The organism is Corallococcus carmarthensis (genome assembly GCF_003611695.1).
Taxonomy (GTDB): Bacteria; Myxococcota; Myxococcia; order Myxococcales; family Myxococcaceae; genus Corallococcus; species Corallococcus carmarthensis.
The window spans coordinates 1-20897 of the sequence record NZ_RAWE01000132.1 but is presented as its reverse complement, the minus strand read 5'-3'; the positions used below and the strand labels follow the sequence as shown (position 1 = coordinate 20897).

18 protein-coding genes and 1 pseudogene are annotated in these 20897 nt (G+C 71.4%); 1 reads left to right on the top strand and 18 read right to left on the bottom strand.

What is annotated here, in order from left to right; all coding sequences use genetic code 11:
* Window positions 1–431 precede the first annotated feature (431 nt).
* Window positions 432–1991 (top strand): hypothetical protein, encoded by a 1560-nt coding sequence (locus D7X32_RS28490; RefSeq protein ID WP_120605712.1) that lies wholly within the window; start codon window positions 432–434, stop codon window positions 1989–1991.
* Between the two features lie 10 nt (window positions 1992–2001).
* Here D7X32_RS28490 and D7X32_RS28485 read toward each other — a convergent pair whose 3' ends face one another.
* From D7X32_RS28485 to D7X32_RS28400, 18 genes and pseudogenes are all read right to left on the bottom strand, one after another.
* Complete coding sequence (locus D7X32_RS28485; RefSeq protein WP_120605711.1) at window positions 2002–2742, bottom strand: TlyA family RNA methyltransferase; 741 nt, start codon at window positions 2740–2742, stop codon at window positions 2002–2004.
* Window positions 2739–4595: a 1-deoxy-D-xylulose-5-phosphate synthase gene (locus D7X32_RS28480; RefSeq protein WP_120605710.1), complete on the bottom strand. Its 1857-nt coding sequence runs from the start codon at window positions 4593–4595 to the stop codon at window positions 2739–2741. The genes D7X32_RS28485 and D7X32_RS28480 overlap by 4 nt, the downstream gene beginning before the upstream one ends.
* Window positions 4595–5488: a polyprenyl synthetase family protein gene (locus D7X32_RS28475; protein WP_120605709.1), complete on the bottom strand. Its 894-nt coding sequence runs from the start codon at window positions 5486–5488 to the stop codon at window positions 4595–4597. Before D7X32_RS28475 ends, D7X32_RS28480 begins: the two co-directional genes overlap by 1 nt.
* Before the next feature lie 5 nt (window positions 5489–5493).
* Window positions 5494–5883 (bottom strand): response regulator, encoded by a 390-nt coding sequence (locus D7X32_RS28470; RefSeq protein WP_014397650.1) that lies wholly within the window; start codon window positions 5881–5883, stop codon window positions 5494–5496.
* 27 nt (window positions 5884–5910) lie between these two features.
* Window positions 5911–6249, bottom strand: coding sequence for an exodeoxyribonuclease VII small subunit (gene xseB / locus D7X32_RS28465; protein WP_120605708.1), 339 nt, complete (start codon window positions 6247–6249; stop codon window positions 5911–5913).
* A gap of 41 nt (window positions 6250–6290) precedes the next feature.
* Entirely contained in the window at window positions 6291–8003 is a 1713-nt protein-coding gene (gene xseA, locus D7X32_RS28460) for an exodeoxyribonuclease VII large subunit (RefSeq protein WP_120605707.1), read from the bottom strand.
* On the bottom strand, window positions 8000–9739 hold the full coding sequence (locus tag D7X32_RS28455; RefSeq protein ID WP_244239231.1) for an FHA domain-containing protein: 1740 nt from the start codon (window positions 9737–9739) through the stop codon (window positions 8000–8002). The genes xseA and D7X32_RS28455 overlap by 4 nt, the downstream gene beginning before the upstream one ends.
* Window positions 9740–9775: 36 nt before the next feature.
* Window positions 9776–12706 carry an FHA domain-containing protein gene (locus D7X32_RS47005; protein ID WP_244239230.1) on the bottom strand — a complete coding sequence of 977 codons (2931 nt, stop codon included), beginning with the start codon at window positions 12704–12706 and terminating at the stop codon, window positions 9776–9778.
* Between the two features lie 73 nt (window positions 12707–12779).
* Entirely contained in the window at window positions 12780–13643 is an 864-nt protein-coding gene (locus D7X32_RS28445) for a type II secretion system F family protein (protein WP_216618767.1), read from the bottom strand.
* Window positions 13644–13683: 40 nt separating this feature from the next.
* Entirely contained in the window at window positions 13684–14529 is an 846-nt protein-coding gene (locus D7X32_RS28440) for a type II secretion system F family protein (RefSeq protein WP_120605704.1), read from the bottom strand.
* 77 nt (window positions 14530–14606) lie between these two features.
* Window positions 14607–15425, bottom strand: a complete 819-nt coding sequence (cpaB, locus tag D7X32_RS28435) for a Flp pilus assembly protein CpaB (RefSeq protein WP_120605703.1) — start codon at window positions 15423–15425, stop codon at window positions 14607–14609.
* Between the two features lie 230 nt (window positions 15426–15655).
* Complete coding sequence (locus D7X32_RS28430) at window positions 15656–15916, bottom strand: hypothetical protein (RefSeq protein WP_120605702.1); 261 nt, start codon at window positions 15914–15916, stop codon at window positions 15656–15658.
* Window positions 15917–15976: 60 nt separating this feature from the next.
* Window positions 15977–17419 (bottom strand): anti-sigma factor family protein, encoded by a 1443-nt coding sequence (locus D7X32_RS28425; RefSeq protein ID WP_120605701.1) that lies wholly within the window; start codon window positions 17417–17419, stop codon window positions 15977–15979.
* On the bottom strand, window positions 17416–18063 hold the full coding sequence (locus D7X32_RS28420) for an RNA polymerase sigma factor (RefSeq protein WP_120605716.1): 648 nt from the start codon (window positions 18061–18063) through the stop codon (window positions 17416–17418). The genes D7X32_RS28425 and D7X32_RS28420 overlap by 4 nt, the downstream gene beginning before the upstream one ends.
* Window positions 18064–18127: 64 nt before the next feature.
* Entirely contained in the window at window positions 18128–18535 is a 408-nt protein-coding gene (locus D7X32_RS28415; protein ID WP_120605700.1) for a DUF2085 domain-containing protein, read from the bottom strand.
* Window positions 18504–19559, bottom strand: coding sequence for an ABC transporter ATP-binding protein (locus D7X32_RS28410; RefSeq protein ID WP_120605699.1), 1056 nt, complete (start codon window positions 19557–19559; stop codon window positions 18504–18506). Before D7X32_RS28410 ends, D7X32_RS28415 begins: the two co-directional genes overlap by 32 nt.
* Window positions 19556–20593 carry an ABC transporter ATP-binding protein gene (locus tag D7X32_RS28405; RefSeq protein WP_244239228.1) on the bottom strand — a complete coding sequence of 346 codons (1038 nt, stop codon included), beginning with the start codon at window positions 20591–20593 and terminating at the stop codon, window positions 19556–19558. The genes D7X32_RS28410 and D7X32_RS28405 overlap by 4 nt, the downstream gene beginning before the upstream one ends.
* A pseudogene (locus D7X32_RS28400) lies at window positions 20590–20897 on the bottom strand (GspE/PulE/PilB domain-containing protein); the annotation flags it as partial. The gene D7X32_RS28405 and the pseudogene D7X32_RS28400, both read right to left, overlap by 4 nt.

Below are 20897 nucleotides of genomic sequence, written 5' to 3'. Positions count from 1 at the left end.
CCGCCTCGCCCAGCCAGGGAACGACGATGCGGATACCCGTTGGGTGCGAAAGGGGTCATGGTCGATTCCGGATCATGCCGTCTAACCCGTCCGCGGGCCAGCGGCTGGACGGGGCTCTCCTGAGCGAGAGGGGTGAGAAATGGGCGCGCGACGTATACCCCGGACCGGTGTCCTTCCTCCGGAATCCCGCACGCGCGTGACGGTCCGATGACCGGAACCGCCTGCCCACCCCCTTGACGGGGTGGAACCTCGCGGAAACAGTCTGGCTGTCACTTTCTTTCCATACCACTCTTGACGGCCGGCCGCAGGCTGGGTGGGCAGGCATGATTCGGCCGGGGTTTTCAGCGGTTCTCGCGATCAGGATTCGGGGGACGAGGCCCTGGCTCGTGGCCCCGCCCGCTTCCCGAGGGAGCGCGGTAGAGTGTGAAGCCATGCACTCCGTCCCTCCGCGCCCGTTCGCGTCGCGGGCCTTCCTGGCCACGCTGACCCTCTGCGCTTCCGTGTTCGCCGCCTGTGGTGACCCGAAGCCGCCGCCCACCCCGGATCCGCCGGTGGTGACCCTGACCGTGCCGCAGCCCAACACGGCGGCCCCGTCGCTGACGGTGCGGGTCATCGTGTCCGGGTGCGATTCCGTGGCGCAGGTGGACATCTACGACCGGGACACGTTCCTGAAGACGGTCCCGTACACCAGCGGGTCCATGGACTTCGAGCTGGCCTCGAATGAGATCAAGTACGACCGTGGCCTCGCCGTGAGCCTGTCGCTCAACGCGCGGGCGACGTGCTCGGACGGCCGGACGAACGTCTCCCAGCCCCAGGCGGCCACGTTCCTGCCGGTGACGAAGGTGATCAAGGACCCGGATCCGAACGGCCAGGTGGTGACGGACTTCTTCATCGCCGAGGGCAGCGGCACGAACGTCGCCTTCATCGGGTGCGGCAACCCCACCACCGGCTCCGGCACGCTCTTCCGCGTGGACTCGGCGGGCGTGGTGCGCAACTCGGTGGAGATGGGCATCCCGTGCACCAAGGACACGGTCATCACCAGCATCAACGGCAGCAGCGGCAAGCGCTGGGTGTGGACGCCCGGCGCGGGCGCGGTGGCGGTGGACTCCAGCTTCAAGATCACCGGCCGCACGTCGCCCACGTACTTCCTGGTCAACCTGTCGGTGATGGCCAACGGCGACGCGCTCGTGCGCGACCGCTACACGGTGTCCCGCCTCAAGCACGCCAACGCCGGCGGCACCTTCCAGTGGACGTACAAGGGCGCCGTGCTGGGCCCCATCAGCCCGCCGCAGGAGAAGGGCCAGCAAGTGCTGGTGCCCTACGTGGCGCAGCTGGAGTTCTCGCAGGTGCCGCAGGTCATCGTGGCCTACATCGACGCGAACGGCACCAGCCAGGAGATGCTGCCGGTCCAGGAGAAGAAGATCTTCGCCTACAACGGCGAGCTGGATGAGCCGCCCGTCACCGCGTTCAGCGCGGACGGGTCCACCCTCTACGTGGGGTTCCTCTTCGGCAACAACCAGTCGCGCGTGCAGGCGTGCTCCACGGACCTGGAGGGCTGCGAGGGCTCCGCGCTCAAGTGGGTGAGCACCACGCTGCCGGTGCCGCTGAACTTCCTGCTGCCCTTCTCCGCGGGCTCGCGGCTGGCGGCCCTGGGCACGCAGCGCGTGTGGTTCCTGGATTCGACGAACGGCATCGTCACCAACAAGGGCGGCACGTCCGTGGACGCGTCCGGACAGCTGCGCATCCTCCAGGTGCAGCTGGGCCAGGCGACGAGCCCGGAGTTCTACCTGCTCAACGGCCCGAACGTGGAGGGCGCCCTGCCCCAGGAGATCGTCGCGGTGGACTCCGCCGAAAAGGGCGAGCTGTTCCGCTACGAGGTCTCCAGCAGCCTGTCCTGCTCCGTGGATGACAGCGGCCGGCTGTGGATGCGCGTGGGCAACAACCTGGTCCAGGCCCTGCCGCTGAGCGACTACCGCGCCGTCAAGAAGTGACGGCGGGCCGTCAGGGCCTGTCGGCGACGAGGAGCGCTTCCACGTTGCCGGCGGGCCCGGGCACGGGCGAGTCCATCACCCCGCGCACGTTGAGCCCGTGCTCGCGCACGAAGGCCGTCACGGTGTCGATGGCGTCCTGCCGGGCCGCGGGGTCGCGGACCACGCCGCCCTTGCCCACCCGGTCCGGGCCGACTTCGAACTGGGGCTTCACCAGGGCGATGAGCAGGCCGCCCGGAGTGAGGAACGGCAGGACCGCCGGCAGCACCTGGGTGAGCGAGATGAAGCTCACGTCGATGACGACCACGCCCACCTTCTCCGGCAGGTCCTCGTCCGTGAGGTAGCGCGCGTTGACCCGCTCGCGGGAGCGCACGCGAGGGTCGACGCGCAGCTTCTCGTGGAGCTGGCCGTAGCCCACGTCGATGGCGTGCACGCGCACCGCGCCGTGCTGGAGCAGGCAGTCCGTGAAGCCGCCCGTGCTGGCGCCGATGTCCGCGCCCACGCGGCCCGTCACGTCCAGGCCGAAGCGTTCCATGGCCGCCTTCAGCTTGAGACCGCCGCGCGACACGTAGGGCAGCACCTCGCCCTTGAGGCGCAGTTCGGCCTCCACGGGCACCAGGGAGCCGGGCTTGTCCACGCGTTGGTCCGCCACCACGACCTGGCCGGCGAGGATGAGCGCCTGCGCCTTGGTGCGCGACTCGGCGAGCCCGCGCTCCACGACCAGCACGTCCAGCCGTTCCTTCTTCGGCTTCACCGGCTCTCCTCTCCCAGCAGCGCACGGCCCGCGCGCCGCAGGCCCGCCGCGTCCAGTCCCAGCTCCGTGCGCTGCACGCGCGCGTCCCCGTGCGGCAGGAACACGTCCGGCATGCCCAGGAGCTTCACCCGGGGGGCCACGCCCGCCGCCGCGTACAGCTCCAGCACCGCGCTGCCCAGGCCGCCCCGGACAGTGCCTTCTTCCGCCACCACCACGTGCCCGCCCGCCGCGGCCTCCAGGAGCGCGGCTTCATCCAAGGGCCACGCCCGGCGCGCGTCCAGCACGCTCCAGTCCGGCTCGTTCCGGGCCGCCTCCAGCGCGGACAGGCCCAGCGGCCCCAGCGTCACCAGCGTGAGGCGGGAGCCAGCCGCGCGCTTCAGCCAGCGGGCGCCCGGCACGGGGAGAGCACCCGGCTTCGTCCGCGAGGCCGCGGAGGTCATGGCGTCGTCCGACACAGCGCGCGCGTCGTGCATCGGTTGCCCCGGCGTGGACGGGCCCATCTCCTCGGTCCGCTCCTGCGCCAGCTCCGGCGGGACGTCCGGCAGCGTGCCGCGCGGGAAGCGCAGCACGGAGGGCCCCGAGGCCTGGAGCGCGGTCGCAAGCATGGGCGCCAGGTCTTCACCCACCAGCGGGGCCCACTGCGTGAGGCCCGGCAGCGGCCGGAGGAAGGACACGTCGTAGGCGCCCTGGTGCGTGGCGCCGTCCGCCCCCACGAGCCCCGCCCGGTCCACCGCGAAGACGACGGGCAGGCCCGGCAGACACACGTCGTGGACCACCTGGTCGTACGCGCGCTGGAGGAAGGTGGAGTAGATGACGCACACCGGCTTCGCGCCCGCCGCGGCCAGCCCCGCGCAGAAGGTCACGGCGTGCTGCTCCGCGATGCCCACGTCGTGCACGCGGTCCGGGAAGCGCGCCTTCAAACCGGTCAGCGCGCTGCCCTCCAACATCGCGGGCGTCACGGCCACCACGCGGGGGTCGCGCTCCAGCGCGTCCCCCAGCACCTGCGCGAAGGCCTCGCTGAACGTGGGCCGTCCTCCGCGCGAGCGCACCAGCTTGCCGTCGCGCCACTCGTACGGGCCCATGGCGTGGCCGCGCGTCTGCTCGTCGGCCTCCGCGGGAGGAAAACCGCGCCCCTTCTTCGTCAGCGCGTGCACCACCACCGGACGCGCGGACGCCTTCGCCTCGCGCAGGGCCCGCGTGAGGGCGCCCAGGTCGTGGCCGTCCACCGGGCCCAGGTAGGTGAAGCCCAGCGATTCGAAGAAGGCGCGGGCGTTGCGCGTGCGCAAGAGCGCGGGGATGGCGCCCACGTTCGCGCTGATGGACATCTGGTTGTCGTTGAGCACCACCACGAGCGGCAGCGGACTGCCCCCCGCGTTGTTGAGCCCCTCGAAGCTCAGGCCTCCAGTGAGCGCGCCGTCGCCCACCACCGCCACCACGTGGCCCGTATGCCCCAGCTGCTGTCGGCCGGAGAGCAGCCCCAGCGCCGCGGAGATGGCCGTGCAGGCATGGCCCGCCGCCAGCGCGTCGTGTTCGCTCTCGCGCGGATCCAGGAACGGCGCGATGCCACCCGCCTGCCGCAGCGTGTGCATGCGCTCGCGCCGGCCGGTGAGCAGCTTGTGCGCGTACGCCTGGTGCCCCACGTCGAAGAGGAGCGCGTCCTGCGGCGTGTGGAAGACGCGGTGCATGGCCACCACCAGCTCCACCGCGCCCAGCGACGCGCCCAGGTGGCCACCCACCCGGCCGCACGTGGTGATGATGGCCTCGCGCAGCGCCTCGCACAGGCCGGGCAGCGCGTCCTCGGGGAGCGCGCGCACATCCGAGGGAGACGTCACGCCAGACAGCACGTCCGCCATCAGGACTTCCGCTCCACCGAGTAGCGCGCCAGCGCGGCCAGCGGGCCATCCACGCCCTCCAGCGGGCGCACCGCCGCCTCCGCCCGGGCCACCAGCTCACTGGCCATGCGGCGCGACTCGTCCAGCCCCACCACCGCCGGGAACGTGAAGCGCCCGGCCTCCGCGTCCGCACCCACCGGCTTGCCCATGGCCTCCGCGCTCGACGTCACGTCCAGCACGTCGTCGGCGATTTGAAAGGCCAGGCCCACCGCTTCCCCGTACGTCACCGCGCTCACGAGCGCCGCCGCGTCGCCTCCGGCCGCCAGGACACCCATCCGGCACGCCGCGAGGATGAGCGCGCCCGTCTTCAGCCGGTGCAGCCGCAAGAGGTAGTCCAGCGTCGCCGCCCGGTCCTCCGCGATGTCCAGCACCTGTCCACCCACCATGCCCGCCGCGCCCGCCGCGCGCGCCAGCTCCGCGCACAGCGTGCCGCGCACCGGCTCCGGCCCGGAGGCGAGCAGCGTGAAGGCCTCCGTGAGCAGCGCGTCCCCGGCCAGCAACGCCACCGGCTCGCCGTAGACCTTGTGGTTCGTGGGCACGCCCCGGCGCAGGTCGTCGTTGTCCAGGCTGGGCAGGTCGTCGTGCACCAGCGAATACGTGTGCACGTACTCCAGCGCGCACGCGGCATCCAACGCCACGGCGTTGACAGTGCTCGACTTCGCCACCGCGTCCGCGAAGGCCAGGCACAGCACGGGGCGCAGGCGCTTGCCGCCCGCGAGCAGCGAGTAGCGCATGGACTCCGCCAGCCGGGGCGGCGTGCCCGCGGAGCCCCAGCGGTCCGCGCGTTCGAGCAGGAGCGCCTCCACCCGCGCCTGGTGCGTGCGCATGAAGGGTTCCAGGTTGAAAGCGGCCATCGGCGTCAGGGCTCCTTCGCCACGTCGGCGGGGATGAGTTCGCGGATGCGCTTGACGAGCGCGTCCAGTTCCAGCGGCTTCACGAAGTAGTCGGCCGCGCCGACCTCCATGCCACGCCGCTTGTCCTCCGGGTCTCCCCGCCCGCTGATGAAGATGATGGGGATGTCCCGGAACTGCTTGTTCTGCTTCACGGCCTGACACAGCTCGAAGCCGTTGATCCAGGACATGTTCACGTCCAGGAGGATGGCGTGCGGCCGGTGCAGTTCCAGCGACGCGACCAACCGCAGGCCGTTGGCCGCGGACATGACCTCGAACCCCTCGGCCCCCAGGGCCTCGGCGAGCAGTTCGCGCGTGTCGCGGTCGTCATCGACAATCGTAATCTTCGGCTTCGACATGCCCGGCCTCCGCCCTTCCCCTGATGCCTAGAACGGGACATCGTCCTCCGGTGGCGGACGCGCCTGCGCGGCCGTCCGGGGGGCTGCCTGGGGAGCGGGCCGGGCCGCCACCGCCAGCGGCGCGACGACCTCCTGACCGTCCTCGTCCACCAGCAACTGTTCGATGCGCTGCTCGGCCTCCGTGAGCAGCTTCTCGCCCCGGCGGACGAGGCGGATGCCCTCCTCGAACGCCTTGAGCGACTCTTCCAGTGACAGGTCGCCGCCTTCCAGCCGCGCCACCGTCTCTTCCAGGCGCGACACCACGTCCCCGTACTGCTCCGGGGCGGGCTCCACCTTGGGATTCTTGTCGGACTTCGCCACGGCCATCCACCTCCCCGAGCGGGGCGCGGAATGTAGAGGGTGGCCCGCTAGCAGTCCACCGGGCCTTTCAGGCTGGTAACGGTCGCTTCGATTTCTTCACACCCGCCCAGCGTTTTCGCCCCGTGGGCCGCCAGCTTGATGCCCAGCACGTCCCCCACCACCACGTCCGCCGTGGAGCGCACCACCACGCCGTCCCGCTGGCGGAACGTCACCGCGTAGCCGCGCGACATCACCTTCAGGGGGCTCAGGGCGTCCAACCGGCCCCCCAACCGTCCGAAGTGCGTCTGCGCGGACGACAGCATGCCCCGCTGCAGCTCCAGGAGCCGCGACCGGGCCTGCGCCACCTTCGCCCGCTCGGCCGCCACGAGCGCCGTGGGCGAGGCCTGCTGAAGCCCCAACCGCGCATCCGCCAGCGCACCCCTCCGCTGGGACACGCCCGCGCGCGCCGCCTCCGACAGGCGCATGGCCAGCTTGAGCAGGTGGGCCCGCTGCTCAGACAGCCGCGTCTGGGGCCGCGCCCGCTGCAGCCGCTCCTGGAGGGAGCGCAGCGTCTCCCGGTGTTCGCGCGCGCGGGGGCGCAGCACGCGCATCATCGCCTCCACCTGTTCGGACAGGTGCAGGCGCTGATGGTTCACCTCACGGCGCGGATCCGGCAGCCGCGCACGGAGCTGGCCCTGGCGCTCGCGCAGCTCCAGCACGCGCCGCTCCATGGCACGCCGCAGCCGGCCGGACTGGGTGGCCAGCGTCAGCTCCAGGTCCGCCAGCACCGGCGCCAGCCGCTCCGCCGCCGCGCTGGGCGTGGGCGCGCGCAGGTCCGCGACGAAGTCCGCGATGGTGAAGTCGATTTCATGGCCGATGGCGGACACCACCGGCACCGGCGAGGCGAAGATGGCGCGCGCCACCCGCTCCTCGTTGAACGTCCAGAGGTCCTCCACGGAGCCTCCGCCGCGCGTCACGACGATGACGTCCACGTCGGTGCGGCCCAGCCGCTCGATGGCCCGCGCCACGTCCTCCGCGGAGCCCTCGCCCTGCACGCGCGCGTCCGCCAGCAGCACGCCCAGCCGGGGGTTGCGCGAGTGCAGCACGCGCAGGAAGTCCTGGAGCGCCGCGCCGGTGCGGCTGGTGACGACGCCGATGCGCCGGGGCAGGAATGGCACGGGCCGGGGCGGCCGCACGCGCCGGTCGCCAATGAGCCCCTCCGCCGCCAGGCGCTGCTTGAGCTGCTCGAACGCGAGCGCCAGCGCGCCCTCGCCCACCGGCTCCAGCCGGGACACGATGAGGCTGTAGCGGCCCTGCGGCTCGTACAGGTCCACGCTGCCTTCGGCCAGTACCTCCATGCCGTCGCGCAGCGCGAAGCGGATCCGCCCCGCCATGGACGCCCAGACCTTCGCGTCGATGGAGGCGTCCGCGTCCTTGAGCGTGAAGTACCAGTGGCCGCGCGCGTTGGCGCCCCGGAAGCTGGACACCTCGCCGCGCACCAGCACGCGCGGGAAGCGCGACTCCACCGTCTGTTTGATCTGCCGGGTGAGCTCGCCCACCGACAGCACCGCGCGCTCCGGACGCGGCGGCGGGGTGACAGCAGCCGGAGGCGGCGGGGCGACTTCCGCCACCGGCGCGGTCGGCGGAGCCGGGGGCGGCTTGCCTCCGCTGGAGGCCTTCGCGGGGGCGGGACGCAAGGGGGGAAGCAGCGACGTGCCGAACAGGTCGCCCTGCCCCGGCTCATCGGCCGGAGGCGGCTCCAACCCCTTGCGCTTCTTCATCGCGACAGCTTCTCGACCCAGCCCTGGGCCTTGCCGTGCAGCTCATCGTCGGGCGGCGTCATCGCGACGACGTCGCGGAACTTGGGCAGCGCGTCCTCCGGGCTGGAGTCCTTGATGGAGTAGGCCTGCATGTACAGGTCCTTCGCCTTGCCCTTGAGGTCGTTGACGATGTTGGCGGCGCCCGTGTGGCTGGGGTCCGCCTGGAGCGCGCGGCGGGCGAACTCCATGGCGCGCGACCACTGGCCAGCGGCCTTCGCGCCCGCGGCGCTCTTGTAATAGATGTTTCCCGCGCGGGTGCCCGCGTTGCGCGCCATCTTGCTGGGGCGCCCGTCGGTGATGTCCTTGTCCAGCGCGAGCAGGCGGGTGAGGCCCTTGGCGTCCAGGTCCTCCAGCTTCTTGTAGAGGTTGCCGAACTCCGTCACCTGCCCCATCAGCTGCTTGCACTGGGACGTCTTGGCCGCGCACGCGTTGAGGATGGCCACGGCGCCGGTGATGTCACCGTCGCGGAAGCGGTCCACCGCGGGCTCCCACGGCTTGGGCGTCGCGGCCACGCGCACGGGGTCCGGACGGGTCAGGTCCGCGATGACGCGCACGGCGTCGTCGTTGACCAGCTTGCCGTCGCGGTGCTCGGGGAAGGTCGCGAGCACGTCGTCGGTGATGGCCTTGGCCTTCTGCACGTTCTCCAGCTGGCGGGTGTCCAGCAGCCCCTTGGCTTCCTTCGTGCGCTTGTCGGCGGCGTCCGTCAGGTTCTTGCGCGCCGTCTTCAGCTGCTCGTAGAGCTGGGTGTCGCTGCTCACCTTCTCGATGGACGCCTTCGCGCTGGCGAGCGCGCCCTTGTCCAGCGCCGCCTGGGCCGTGGCCAGGTGGCCCTGGTTGGGAATCTCGCGCTCCGCGGCCTTCAGGTAGTCCGCCACGCCGGGGTAGTCCCCCGCCTGCGCGTGGAGCTCCTCCAGCTTCGTCTTGGCCTGCTGCCACTGGCCCTCGCGCACCAGGTTCTTGGCCTCCTGGAAGAGACCGCCCAGCTGCTCGCGGTACTTGCGCTGCTCCTCCTCGATGCGGACCTGCTCCTCCTGCTGGTGCCGCATGCGCGAGCGCGCGACGCCCAGGCCCGCGAAGAGCAGCACCAGCACGGCGGCGCCCGCGAGCTTGATCCGCATGCGCTTGCGCTGCACCTCCGGCGTGAGCTCCGCGGCGGCCGAGGCCCGCGACGTCTGCGGGCGCGCGCGGCCCTCGCGTCCGGGGCGAGCGGGCACGGCCGAGGGACTCCGGCCCGCCGCCGACGACGGACGGGGCCGGGAGCCGGTGGGGGCCTGCACCTTGGCGGTGCTGTTGGCGGTGTCCTCGTAGCGCAGCTCCGAGTCGCCCAGCGTGATGACGTCGCCGTTGGCGAGGAGCGTCTCCTCGGAGATGGGCTCGCCGTTGACGATGGTTCCGTTGCCGGACCCCATGTCACTGACCATCCAGCCGGCGGACTCCTTGCGCAGCGTCACGTGCTTGCGGGAGACAGACGTGTCCTGGATGCAGATGGGGTTGTCGGCGGAGCGGCCAACCGTGTACTCGAGGTCGGAGAGCGCGAACTCCTCGCCCTCCATGGGGCCGGCGACGACGACGAGCTTCGCGGGGCGGGCCGCGGCGGCACCGGCGGTCGACCGGCGGACCGGCGCGCGCTGTCCGGTCCCGGAGGAGGGCGTACCTGACGTAGGCCGTCGGCGGGCGGGGGGTGGTGCGTTCGACATGGAGGTCACCGCGTCCTGCTGAGGGGGGCACGGGCCCTAAAGCTCGTGCTCATAGGCTTTTTCCAGCGCGAGATTGTGGCAGCGATGCTCGGCCGTAGGGAAGCGTCTCCGTACGTCTTCGAGGGTCGCGACCGCATCCCGTCGGCTTCGGAACTGAACCGCCCGCTGGAATTGCATCATCAACTGCCCGCAGCGGTGGTCCAGCTCCGTTGAAATCTGGGCGATCCGCTCCCGGACGTCGTCGTACAGCTCCGGCTTGTCGTCGAGCGCCTCCAGGGTGATCCACGCGGCGCGGTACTCCCGCCACGCCTTGAACAGGTTCTCCGCGCCCACGTCCTTCAGCTCGTAGAAGCGGGCCCCGGCCTTCGCGGACTCCCGGGCGGAAGCAACCAGCTGATCGGGCGGCAGCTCGGGCACCGGGATGACCTCCAGGCGCAGGTTCCAGATGCGCCAGGGGTCGCGGCCGGGCGGGTTGAGCGCGTTGTCGAAGAGGAGCTGGTTGTTGGCGTTGCGGCGCAGGAGGCTGGGGGGCAGGACCTGCTCCAGCTCGCGCTCGGCCGTCTGCGCCGTGTCCGGAGGGACCCAGCCCAGGGAGACGCCGTTGAGGGACAGGTTCACCTCGTCCCGGGCGATGCTGCTGGCCTGGTAGTGCAGCACCGCCACCGCGCGCGTGGGGGACACGAAGCGGAAGTCGAAGAGCTTGTCGTCGGCGTGGACCCAGCGCACGCCCTCGCCCAGGCCGAAGGAATCCGTCACCGGATCCAGGCCCAGCTTGAAGGGCTCGCGGCCGGGGAGGCGGATCGCCGAGGGCACCACGAGCGCCACGAGCAGCGTCACCACCGCCAGCGCGCCCAGCCCCGCCAGCGTCGCGAAGCCGATGCGCCGGGGCAGCGACTGGCGCTGCCAGAAGAGGAGGAACCGCCCCTTGAGCGACTTGCCCAGCTGACGCCGCTGACGGGCCTTGTCCGAGGCGGACGAGGGCTCCACCTTCGCGACGACCGTCACCGGGCCGTTGGGCACGGGCTGGGCGAAGGAGGCATCCAGGTCGGGCGGGAGCGGCTGGGTGGCGTCCCCCTCCGCGTCCGGCGGGGTCGAGGGGGCCAGCAGACCGGCTTCTCGCAGGAGCGGACCGGCGTCCAGCGTCGGAGGCTCCGCGGCCCGGTTCCGGCCCACGAACGTCGGCGGCTCCGGAGAGGGCGGCGGGACCGGGGGGCTCCAGGCCGGCGGGGGTGCCAGGACCGGCGCGGCGGCGGCTGGCACGTCCTGGCCCGCGAAGGTCCCCGATGCCCGGGTCTCCTCCGGCGGCTCCGAGGGGATGGCGTCGTCCTGGCCCACGAAGGTCGCCGGCTCGGGAGAGGCGGGCCCGGCGGGGGCCGCCACCGCGCCAACGCGCACCGGAGGGGCCACGAGCGGCCGCACCGGGGTGATGGGCCGGAGGTCGAGAACGGTCCGCTCCTCGGGTTCCTCCATCGTCGGCACGGGCAGCGCGGACGAGGCGTCAGGTGCCAGCGCCTCTTCCACCAGGGGCGGCGCTTCCGGGGTCGCCGGAATCGCCATCATCGTGCGTTCCTCGGGCTCCTCCAACGTGGGCAGGGGCAGCACGGACGAGGCGTCCGGTGGCCGCGGTGCCTCTTCCACCAGGAGCGGCGCTTCCGGGGTCGCCGGAATCGCCATCAACGTCCGCTCCTCGGGCTCGTCCAGGTCCGGGGCGGGCAACACGGGAGGCGGTGCGAAGCCGGGCTCGGGCGATCCCACGGTGGGAATCGCCATCAGCGTGCGCTCCTCGGGCTCATCCGGCACCACCGGAGCCAGGTCCACGAGAGCGGGTGCGGCGGGAGCGGGTGCGGCGGGAGCCCGTGCCGGAGGAGGCGGGGCCATGAGCCCCGGAGGCGTCATCAACGGCAGACCGGACACCGGAGCCGCCGCGCTTCGGGACGCGGAAGCGGCGGACGCGCGCGCGGCGCCGCGCCCCAGCTCGGGACGGTTCAGCGCGGGTGCACCCACGCCGGGCATGTTCGGAACGGCCTTGCGCTTCGCGGAAGCCGCCGGCGCCACCGGGCTCAGGACCGGGGCCTGCGGCGGCACGGGGGCCACCGCGGGAGCAGCGGGGGCTCCAGCCGCGGGAAGCTCGAGCGCCGTGCGATGAGCGGGCTCCGGGGCGGTCGGGGACGCCGCGCCCGAGCGACCCGGCCCCGAGCCACCGACCGCCGGCAGTCCCGGCCCGGAGGACCTGACGGGGCCGGAAGCCTTGTTCGACGGAGCCGGAGACGCCGCCAACGCGGGCAGCCCTGGCGCCGAGGCCCTTCCCGACGAGGAAGCACCCGGAGCCGGAGCCTTGGCCGGAGCGCTGGCCATCGGAGTGGCTGGCGCGGCGGGCGCCAACACGGGAGGCCCTATAGGGGCCTTGGCTGGAGTCACCGCGACCGGCGCGGAAGCCTTCAGCACGGGTGGCCCCACCGGAGTCCTGGCCAGCGCGGCCGCGCCCGGCGCGGAAGCACCCACCGACGGCAGGTCGGGAGCGGAGGTCCGCTGCGGTGCGGGGCCCGCCGCGACCGGTACCGAGGGAGCCGCCCCACCCTTCGCGGTGGGCCGCGCCATGGCGGGCATCGACTGCTGGTAGCTCGTGGGCGCCGCTTCGATTTCCGCGAGCGAGGCCTGCTCCACGCCCTGCGGCGACACCTTCGCGTGCGGCGGCGCGAGCGCGCGGCGGATGGGCCGGGTGACGTCGTCGTCATCCTCCGGCGCCACCCAGACGAACGTGAACTCCACCGGCCCCACGGTGATCCGGTCACCGTCGCGCAGCTGCTTCTCGCCGCCCAGCGGCTGCCCGTTCAGCTGCGTGCCGTTCGCGCTGCCCACGTCCTCGGCGAAGTAACGCCCATCCCTTGCCGTGATGCGGGCATGACGCCGGGAGACACCGTGGTCATGCAGCACCAGGTCGTTCTCCGAGGTCCGGCCGATCTTCACCTCGGCCTGCTCGAAGGCGAGCTCCCGTCCGACCTGGAGCCCCTGGGTGATGGTGAGCAGGATGGGCAGAGGACTAGCCCCCGACGTTGCCGAACATGAACTGGAACACGATGGGCCCGAAGAGCACCATGAACACCGTCGGGAAGATGCAGGCGATGAGCGGGAACAGCATCTTCACCGGAGCCTCGCCGGCCAGCTTCTCCGCGCGCTGCGTCCGGTCGATGCGCATCTGCGTGGACTGGATGCGCAGCACCTTGCCCAGGCTGGTGCCCATCTTGTCCGCCTGGATCAGCGCCGTGACGAACGTCGTCAGGGACGGCAGGTCCACGCGCACGATCATGCTCTTGAGCCCCTCTTCACGCGTCTTGCCCATCTTGAGCTGCTTGAGCACCAGCTGCAGCTCTTCACGCAGCGGACCCTGGCGGCCCTTCTCCACCACCTTCGCCAGCGCGCCCGTGAAGTCCATGCCCGCTTCCACCGACAGCGTCAGCAGGTCCAGGTTGTACGGAAGCGCGCGGCTGATGGCCAGGTGACGGCGCTTCACCTGATCGTTCAACCAGATGAGCGGATAGAACAGGCCCAGGAGCATCACCAGCAGCGACCAGGCCAGGTTCATCCCGATGCCGTTGACGACGAACAGGCCGGCCAGGAGGGCGAAGAAGGCGCTGATCTCCTGCAGCGCCATGATGTCCTCGGGCTTGTACTGCGACGGCTCGCCCGCCTTGATGAGCTTGCGGCGCGTCTTGGACTCGTAGCCCGGCCACATGAAGCGCCGGTTCATCGCGCCCAGCTTGCGGACGGCGACAGAGCCCGCGCCCTTCACGCCGCCCGCGGACTCGTCCCGGACTTCCGTGAGGAAGCGCTCCAGGACGTTGGCGTACAGGCCGATGCCCAGGAACGCCACCGCGCCCGCGGTCAGCAGTGCCGAGCCGCCCATCAGCAGAAATGTCAGAGCTTCCTGCACGGTGCGCCTCGTTTCAGATGTCGATGTTGACGATGCGCCGGATGATGAGGATGCCCATGATCTCCATGATGGCGATCAGGGTCACCAGGATGTAGCCGAAGATGTGGTTCATCATCGGCTCCATCAGGTCCGGACGCATGTAGTTGAGCACCATGCCCAGCACCGCCGGCATGGCCGCGACGATCCACCCTTGAAGCTTGCCCTGGGACGTCAGCGCGTCGATCTTGCCTTCCAGACGGAAGCGCTCGCGGATCACCGTGGAGATGGTCTCGAACATCTCCGCCATGTTGCCGCCCAGCTGGCGCGCGATGTTGGTGGACACGACCACCAGCTCCAGGTCGTCGCTGCCCACGCGCTTGCCCATGTTGACGAGCGCCTCTTCCAGCGGCACGCCCAGCTTCACTTCCTTCACGAAGAGGCCGAACTCCTGGGACAGGGGCGGCATCGCCTCGCGCGCCACGTGCTCGATGGCCTGGGGGAACGTGAGGCCCGCCTTGAACGCGTTGGCCATGGCCTGCAGCGCGTCCACCAGCTGCACGTTGAACTTCTTGATGCGGCGCTTGCGGTAGTGCTTCACGAGCAGCATCGGCAGGAAGAAGCCGAAGATGGTCGCGAGCACCGCCAGGATGGGGTTGAAGATGATGTAGCTGAGGATGCCCAGGAGGCACATGCAGGCGATGTTGAGGATCAACATCTGCCGCGCGTCGATGAAGAGGAACATGTCGCTCAAGTCGTTCATCGACTTGGCGACGTACCGCTCCTGGTACTGCTCATACGCCTTCGACAGGACGCTGAAGATCACCAGGCTGAAGAAGAACACCGAGCCGGTGACGAGAAGGAGGACGATACCTGCGAGCATGGGCGCGAATCCCCGGGGGATGAGGGAGGGGTCGGCAGGGCCGCTTCAACTGAAGGGAAGCGGCCCCGCGCGCAGGACTACGGAGAGCCGGCCGAGGCCTTCTCGCCGCTGCCACTGCCCTTGATGATCTGGATGATCTCCCGGCGCTTCTGCTCCAGCACGCGGGTGCGCTCGCCGGACAGCAGCGTGCTGATGGTCGCGCGGCCGCGCTCCTCGATGAGGTCCACGTCGTCCTCGTTGCGCAGGGACAGGGTCAGCTGCCCCAGCTCCGCGGCCAGCACCAGGATCTCCGCCTCTTCCGGCAGCACCATCAGCGACACGTTGCCGTACTCGCGCTGGTTCTCCGGGATGAGGTTGATGTTCGTGGTGCCGGTGATCTTGCCCGTGGCGACCACGATGATGTTCTGCAGCAGCGTCACGGCGACGCTCTCGTCCGTCTGCGGATCGCGGAACGTGCCGATGATGTCCACGTGATCGTTGGGGCGGATCCACCCGCCCACGGACGTGGTCTGCTTCGCTTCAATGGTGATGGCGCGCGCCTTCTTCTGCACCTTGGTGGACAGGCGCTCGGCGGCCTTCGTCGTCTCGAACTGGCTCCAGAGGATGGGGTCGCCGGCCTGCAGCGCCACGAGCACCTTCTGGTTCACGATGTAGTTGGCGGAGTCCGGCTTCACCACCGACGAGGTGACGAACTGCTCGGGCACGGAGCGCTGGGAGATCATCTCGTACGTGATGACCGAACCCTCGGGCATGTCCTGGCCCGCAACCACCACGGGCACCAGGTTCCACCCGCGACGCACATCCGATTCCTTCTTCTTGATGGCCGAGTAGGCCACGATGCCGGCGAGCAAACCGAGCACCAGCGCGACGACGAGCGGGGTCTTACCCTTCAACATGGTTCAAGGTCCTCCAGAACGGTGGGGCGCCGTCGTGGCGGCAGGACAGCTTTGGACGAGGGGGCGATGCCAGGGCGCGAACGGGCCGGGATGTTAGCCATGCCCCAGAGCAGGTGTCAAAACCACCTCTCGTGACAAAGCGGAATCCCGGGACACCCGGGGCTCGTGGAGCCTGTCCGCCCGGCGGGGAGGACGGCTCGACACGGGCGGATCCGCGGCCTTCGCGTCCCTCAGGGGAACGGCAGGTTCAGCACGAAGTAGAACGAGTCGTAATAGATCTGGTACGCCTCGAGGAACAGGTCGATGACGTTGGTCTGCCGGTCGTCGTTCCAGCGGATCTTCACCGTGGCGCCGATGACGAGCCCGACGATCAACACCCAGTTGATCATCGAGTACTCCACCATGGCCTGGCCACGGCGGGCCCGGCGCGGGGAGCGCGGCGGTGACTTCCGGGGGCTGTTCACGGGGGGAGCGTGCACGTCCGACGTCATGTCCCCATTATCCAGGACCCGGGCCCCGGACGCATCGGTCATGTGGACTGCCGCCCTCCCCTACTGCGCGGACTTGGAGGGGGCGGCCTTGCTGGGAGCCGTGGCCGGTGCGGACGCCGGAGTCGCGGGGGGCGCGTCCTGACGCAGGCGGCGCTGGGCGAGCTGCGCCGCGCTGGAGCCGGGGGCCTCGTTGATGATCTGCCCGCAGACGGCGGCGGCTTCCTGGCTCCGGCCCTGGGCGGACTCCGACTCGCAGAGCCGTGAGAGCAGGGCCAGCCGCTCGCTGCCGCTGGCTCCGGCCGCGAGCGCGGCGCGAAGCAACCGCGCCTCCCGGGCCCGGTCCCCCTGGTTCGCGGCGGCCTGGGCCTGGGCGGACAGGTCCCTCGCCGTCATCGCCTCGTCGGAGGCGGACTTCTCCACGGGCATGGGCTTCGCGGCCTCCGCGCGGGCGGATTCCCTCTTCGGTTCGGCGGACGGAAGCGCCTTGCCCGCGGACGGGGGCTGAGCGCCGAGCGTGCCGGTGGCCATGGACGCGGGGGCGGCGGGAGGCGGCGGCGGTGGCGCACCCGCGGCCACGCTTTCTTCCGCGGCGTCATCCAAGGCAAGCCCACGGCCATAGGCAGCACCGCCCAGCCGCAGCGAATCGCTCTTCGCGACCTTGGACTTGTCGCCGGCCGCCCCCGTGGCACGCCGCGCCGCGGGCTCGTCCTTCGCGAAGGAGGCGTCGTCCGCCTCCGCTTCCTTCGGAGGCGCCTCCTGCGCGGCCGGCGCGGCCGTGGCCTGTGCGAGCGCCGCGTACCCGTCGTCCGCGTCCCGGACGGCCTTGGACATCTTCTTCCTCGGTGCTTCGGTGTCCGCGCGGCGGCGCTCCAGCAGCGCGCCACCGCTGCCCGCGTTCATCCAGTCCGAAGGCCGTGCCGCGCCCTTGAGCTGGGCCTTCGCCTCGACCTGCTTCCGATCGGCCATCCCCTCCACCGGCTCGAGCGCGTCCATCTCCATGGGCGCACTCGAAGGCGCGGGCGCGGCGGCGGTCGGAGCGACCAGGCCCCGCGGCGCCATCTCCTTCTTCGCCGCCATCTCCTGGCTGCGGGCCTCCTTCGCCGCCACCGCCTGGGCGGGGGCCTTCTGAGACAGGTTCGGCGACAGGTCGATGTTCTCACTGACCGTCAACGTCAGGATGCCGAAGGTGCTCACCGTGGCCAGACCCACCGCGGGCAGCAGCCAGCGGCGCCAGCGCGAGGGCTTCGGTTCTGGCCCCGCGGCGGCGCGGCGCGCGGACTGCTGCGCGTACGCGAGCAGCGACTCCAGGCCCGCGTCCGGCGCGGGTTCCGACGACAGCTGCGCCATGGTGGTGCGCACGCCGCGGATGTCCGCCAGCGCCTTCATGCAGCGCGTGCAGCCATGGACGTGCTGCTCCAGCGCCTGGGCCTCCGACGCGGGCAGCTCGCCGTAGGCGAAGTCGAGGAGCCGGTCCTCGTGCGCGTGGGCATTCTGGGCATTCATCCCGCCACCGTCCTTCCATCCTCCGACAGGTCGCCGTCCACGCCCAGCTCTCCCAGGCGGCGGCGCAGGCCCTCCAGCGCGTAGCGCATCCGGCTCTTCACCGTGTTCTCGGACACGCCCGTCACCTCGGCGATCTCCTTGAACGGGATGCCGCTGTACTCCCGCAGCACGAACACCTCGCGCTGCTCCTCCGGCAGGGCCGCCAGGGCCCGCTCCAGCAGGGGCCGGAGCCGGGCGTTGTGCGCCCCGCGCTCCGGACTCGCGCCGTCATCCGGCAGCCCCTCGCCCAGCGGACGTCCCTCGTCCCCGTCGGCACCGGCCGTGGGGGCTTCCAGGGACGTCGCCTGGCGGTAGCTCTCTTTGCGGGTGCTGTCCACGCAGAGGTTCCTCGCGATGGTGTACAGCCAGGTCGTGAACCGGGCCTTGGGCGCGTATTCCCGGGCGCTGCGAACCACCTTGAGCCACGTCTCCTGCAGCACGTCCTCCGCCCGCGCCCGTTGATTCACGAAGCGCAGGATGAAGTTGAACACCGGCGCGCGGTGCTTGCGCACCAACGCTTCGAACGCACGCGCGTCTCCCGCCTGGAAGGCGAGCATCAGCTGCTCGTCTGAGGTTTCGGGTGCCAAACTTCCCCCAGTGCCCATGAAGCCACGGGTGCCATCCCCTTCACCGCCCAAGGCCTGTAACGGACAGCCGTGCGCGAAAGGTCTATTCCGGCCGTGGCCGCCGGTAAGTGGCGAGAATGACAGGGACCGCCACCCCTGTCACCAGAAGTGCCTGCGCCAGCAGCACCGCCGGTAGCGGGCGCTGCACATGGACGTACAGCGAGCGGCCAAGCCCCACTCCCAACAGGACGCCGGTCAGCGTGCGCAGCCAGTTGGAACCCGACGCGGGCCGGAAGCGTCCCACCGCCCAGTCCAGCAGCGCGGGCAGCGTGAGCCCCAGCACCACCGGCACGTCCCACTCCCACTGGAGCGGCGCCTTCAGCGCGAACAGGCCGACGAACACGGCGGCGAGCACCGGGTACGTGCCCAGGCATCGCGCACACACGCGCACGCCCGCGAGCACGTACGTGCGGTTGTACTCATCCGGGTGATGATGGCTGAGCCAGAACACCGGCACCTCCTCCGGACGCGGAAACAGCGGGCGAATCCTGCACGTTGCGCGAATCCCCTTCGGCCAGGAAGCACGCCGCGGCGTGGCCTCCGCCCAGCGGATACAGCGGCGGCGACTCGCGGCGGCAGCGCTCCATCACATGCGGGCAGCGCGGATGGAATGCGCAGCCGGATGGCGGCGACAGGGGCGAAGGCGGCTCCCCCGGCAGCAACATGCGGGCGCGGGGACGCTCCGGATCCGGCACCGGCACCGCGGACAGCAGGGCCTGCGTGTACGGATGCCGAGGCCCGGCGTAGAGCGCCCGCGACGGCGCCACCTCCACGATGCGGCCCAGGTACATCACCGCCACGCGCGTGGACACGTACTCAACAATCTTCAGGTCGTGCGCGATGAAGACGTAGGTGAGCCCGCGCTCCCGCTGCAGGTCCACCAGCAGGTTGACGATCTGCGCCTGGATGGAGACGTCCAGCGCGCTGATGGGCTCGTCCGCCACCACCAGGTCCGGGCGCAACGCGATGGCACGTGCAATGCCGATGCGTTGACGCTGGCCGCCGGAGAACTCATGCGGGTAGCGGTGCCGCGCCTCGCGGGGCAGCCCCATGGCGTCGAGCAGCGCCAGCACCTCGTCCTCGCGCGCCTTGCCCTTCGCGAGGCCGTGGATGGCGAAGGGCTCCGCGAGGATGTCCCCCACCGTCATGCGCGGGTTGAGCGACGCGTACGGATCCTGGAAGACCAGCTGCATCTGCCGGCGCAGGGGGCGCAGCTCGCGCTGCGACAGGCCGGTCAGCTCCCGCCCGGCCACGCGGATGGAGCCAGCGGTGGGGTCGATGAGGCGCAGCACCGCGCGGCCCAGCGTGCTCTTGCCACAGCCGCTCTCCCCCACCAGGCCCAGCGTCTCGCCGCGGGCGACGTCGAAGGACACGCCGTCCACCGCGCGCACCGTGCCGCGCGTGCGCCCCAGCAGGCCGCCCTTCACGGGGAAGTGCACCTTCAGGTCGCGCACCTGGACCAGCGGTTCGCTCATGGCGCGGGCACCGGATGATGGCAGGCGGCGGACTGGCCTCCGCGCTTGGGCTCCAGCACGGGCGTGACGCGGGCACACAGCTCGGTGGCGCGGTCGCAGCGGTCGCGGAACGCGCACCCGGACGGCAGCGCGCCCAGCGACGGCACCATGCCGGGAATGGCCTTCAAGCGCTGACGTTCGCCCTCCACCGCCGCGCCCGCGTCGTGCAGCGACGGGATGGAGCGCAGCAGGCCCGCCGTGTACGGATGCGCGGGCCGGGCGAACAGCTCGCGCACCGGGGCCTGCTCCACGATGCGGCCCGCGTACATCACCACCACCGCGTCACAGCTTCCGGCCACCACGCCCAGGTCGTGGGTGATCAGCATCACCGCCATGTGGCGCTCGGCCTGGAGGCGCTTGAGCAGCTCCAGGATCTGGGCCTGGATGGTGACGTCCAGCGCCGTGGTGGGCTCGTCCGCGATGAGCAGCGCCGGGTCGCACGCGAGCGCCATGGCGATCATCACGCGCTGGCGCATGCCGCCGGAGAGCTGGTGCGGGTACGCGTCCACGCGCTCACCGGGCGCCGGGATGCCCACCTGCCGGAGCATCTCCACCGCGCGCTCGCGCGCCTGGGCCCGGGTGGCGCCCAGGTGCAGCCGGACGCCTTCGCCAATCTGCTCGCCCACGGTGAACACCGGGTTGAGCGACGTCATGGGCTCCTGGAAGACCATGGCCACGTGCCGGCCGCGCACGCGCCGCATCTCCTTCTCCGGCAGGGCCAGCAGGTCCTCGCCCCGGAAGCGCACCTCGCCGCCCACCACGCGGCCGGGCGGCTGGGGAACGAGCCGCATCACCGACAGGGCCGTGAGGCTCTTGCCGCAGCCGCTCTCCCCCACCACGCCCAGCGTGCCGCCGGGAGGAACGGTGAAGGACACGCCGTCCACCGCGCGCACCGTGCCGCGCGGGAGCGCCAGCTGGGTGATGAGCCCCCGCACGTCCAGCAGCGGGGCCGGGGCGTCGGACCGCGCCCCGGGCGACGGCACGACGCCGGTCACTTCTGGGCCAGCTCCTCCAGGAACTCCGCCTCCTGGATGAGCCCCTTGCGGATGAGCAGGCGGATGAGGCTCGCGACCATGCGCGCGGGCTTCACCTTCTCCGTGTCCAGGCTGGCCTCCTCGCCGCGGGAGATGCGGTCGATGTCGTCCAGCACCGCCAGGTCCTCCTCGGAGAAGTCCGGCGTGGGCGTGAGCGCCATGGACGGCTTCGCGCCCTGTGCGGCGCCGCCGAAGAGCACCACCGGCACGCGCGGCTTGCTCGGGTCCTCCGGCTCCGCGGGGGGCGGAGGCGGCGGACGGGCGG

Coding starts and splice junctions, on each gene's coding strand:
- D7X32_RS28490 (WP_120605712.1), top strand. CDS start 432: ATGCACTCCGTCCCTCCGCGCCCGTTCGCGTCGCGGGCCTTCCTGGCC.
- D7X32_RS28480 (WP_120605710.1), bottom strand. CDS start 4,595: ATGGCGGACGTGCTGTCTGGCGTGACGTCTCCCTCGGATGTGCGCGCG.
- D7X32_RS28475 (WP_120605709.1), bottom strand. CDS start 5,488: ATGGCCGCTTTCAACCTGGAACCCTTCATGCGCACGCACCAGGCGCGG.
- D7X32_RS28470 (WP_014397650.1), bottom strand. CDS start 5,883: ATGTCGAAGCCGAAGATTACGATTGTCGATGACGACCGCGACACGCGC.
- xseB (WP_120605708.1), bottom strand. CDS start 6,249: ATGGCCGTGGCGAAGTCCGACAAGAATCCCAAGGTGGAGCCCGCCCCG.
- xseA (WP_120605707.1), bottom strand. CDS start 8,003: ATGAAGAAGCGCAAGGGGTTGGAGCCGCCTCCGGCCGATGAGCCGGGG.
- D7X32_RS28455 (WP_244239231.1), bottom strand. CDS start 9,739: ATGTCGAACGCACCACCCCCCGCCCGCCGACGGCCTACGTCAGGTACG.
- D7X32_RS28445 (WP_216618767.1), bottom strand. CDS start 13,643: ATGGGCGGCTCGGCACTGCTGACCGCGGGCGCGGTGGCGTTCCTGGGC.
- D7X32_RS28440 (WP_120605704.1), bottom strand. CDS start 14,529: ATGCTCGCAGGTATCGTCCTCCTTCTCGTCACCGGCTCGGTGTTCTTC.
- cpaB (WP_120605703.1), bottom strand. CDS start 15,425: ATGTTGAAGGGTAAGACCCCGCTCGTCGTCGCGCTGGTGCTCGGTTTG.
- D7X32_RS28430 (WP_120605702.1), bottom strand. CDS start 15,916: ATGACGTCGGACGTGCACGCTCCCCCCGTGAACAGCCCCCGGAAGTCA.
- D7X32_RS28425 (WP_120605701.1), bottom strand. CDS start 17,419: ATGAATGCCCAGAATGCCCACGCGCACGAGGACCGGCTCCTCGACTTC.
- D7X32_RS28420 (WP_120605716.1), bottom strand. CDS start 18,063: ATGGGCACTGGGGGAAGTTTGGCACCCGAAACCTCAGACGAGCAGCTG.
- D7X32_RS28410 (WP_120605699.1), bottom strand. CDS start 19,559: ATGAGCGAACCGCTGGTCCAGGTGCGCGACCTGAAGGTGCACTTCCCC.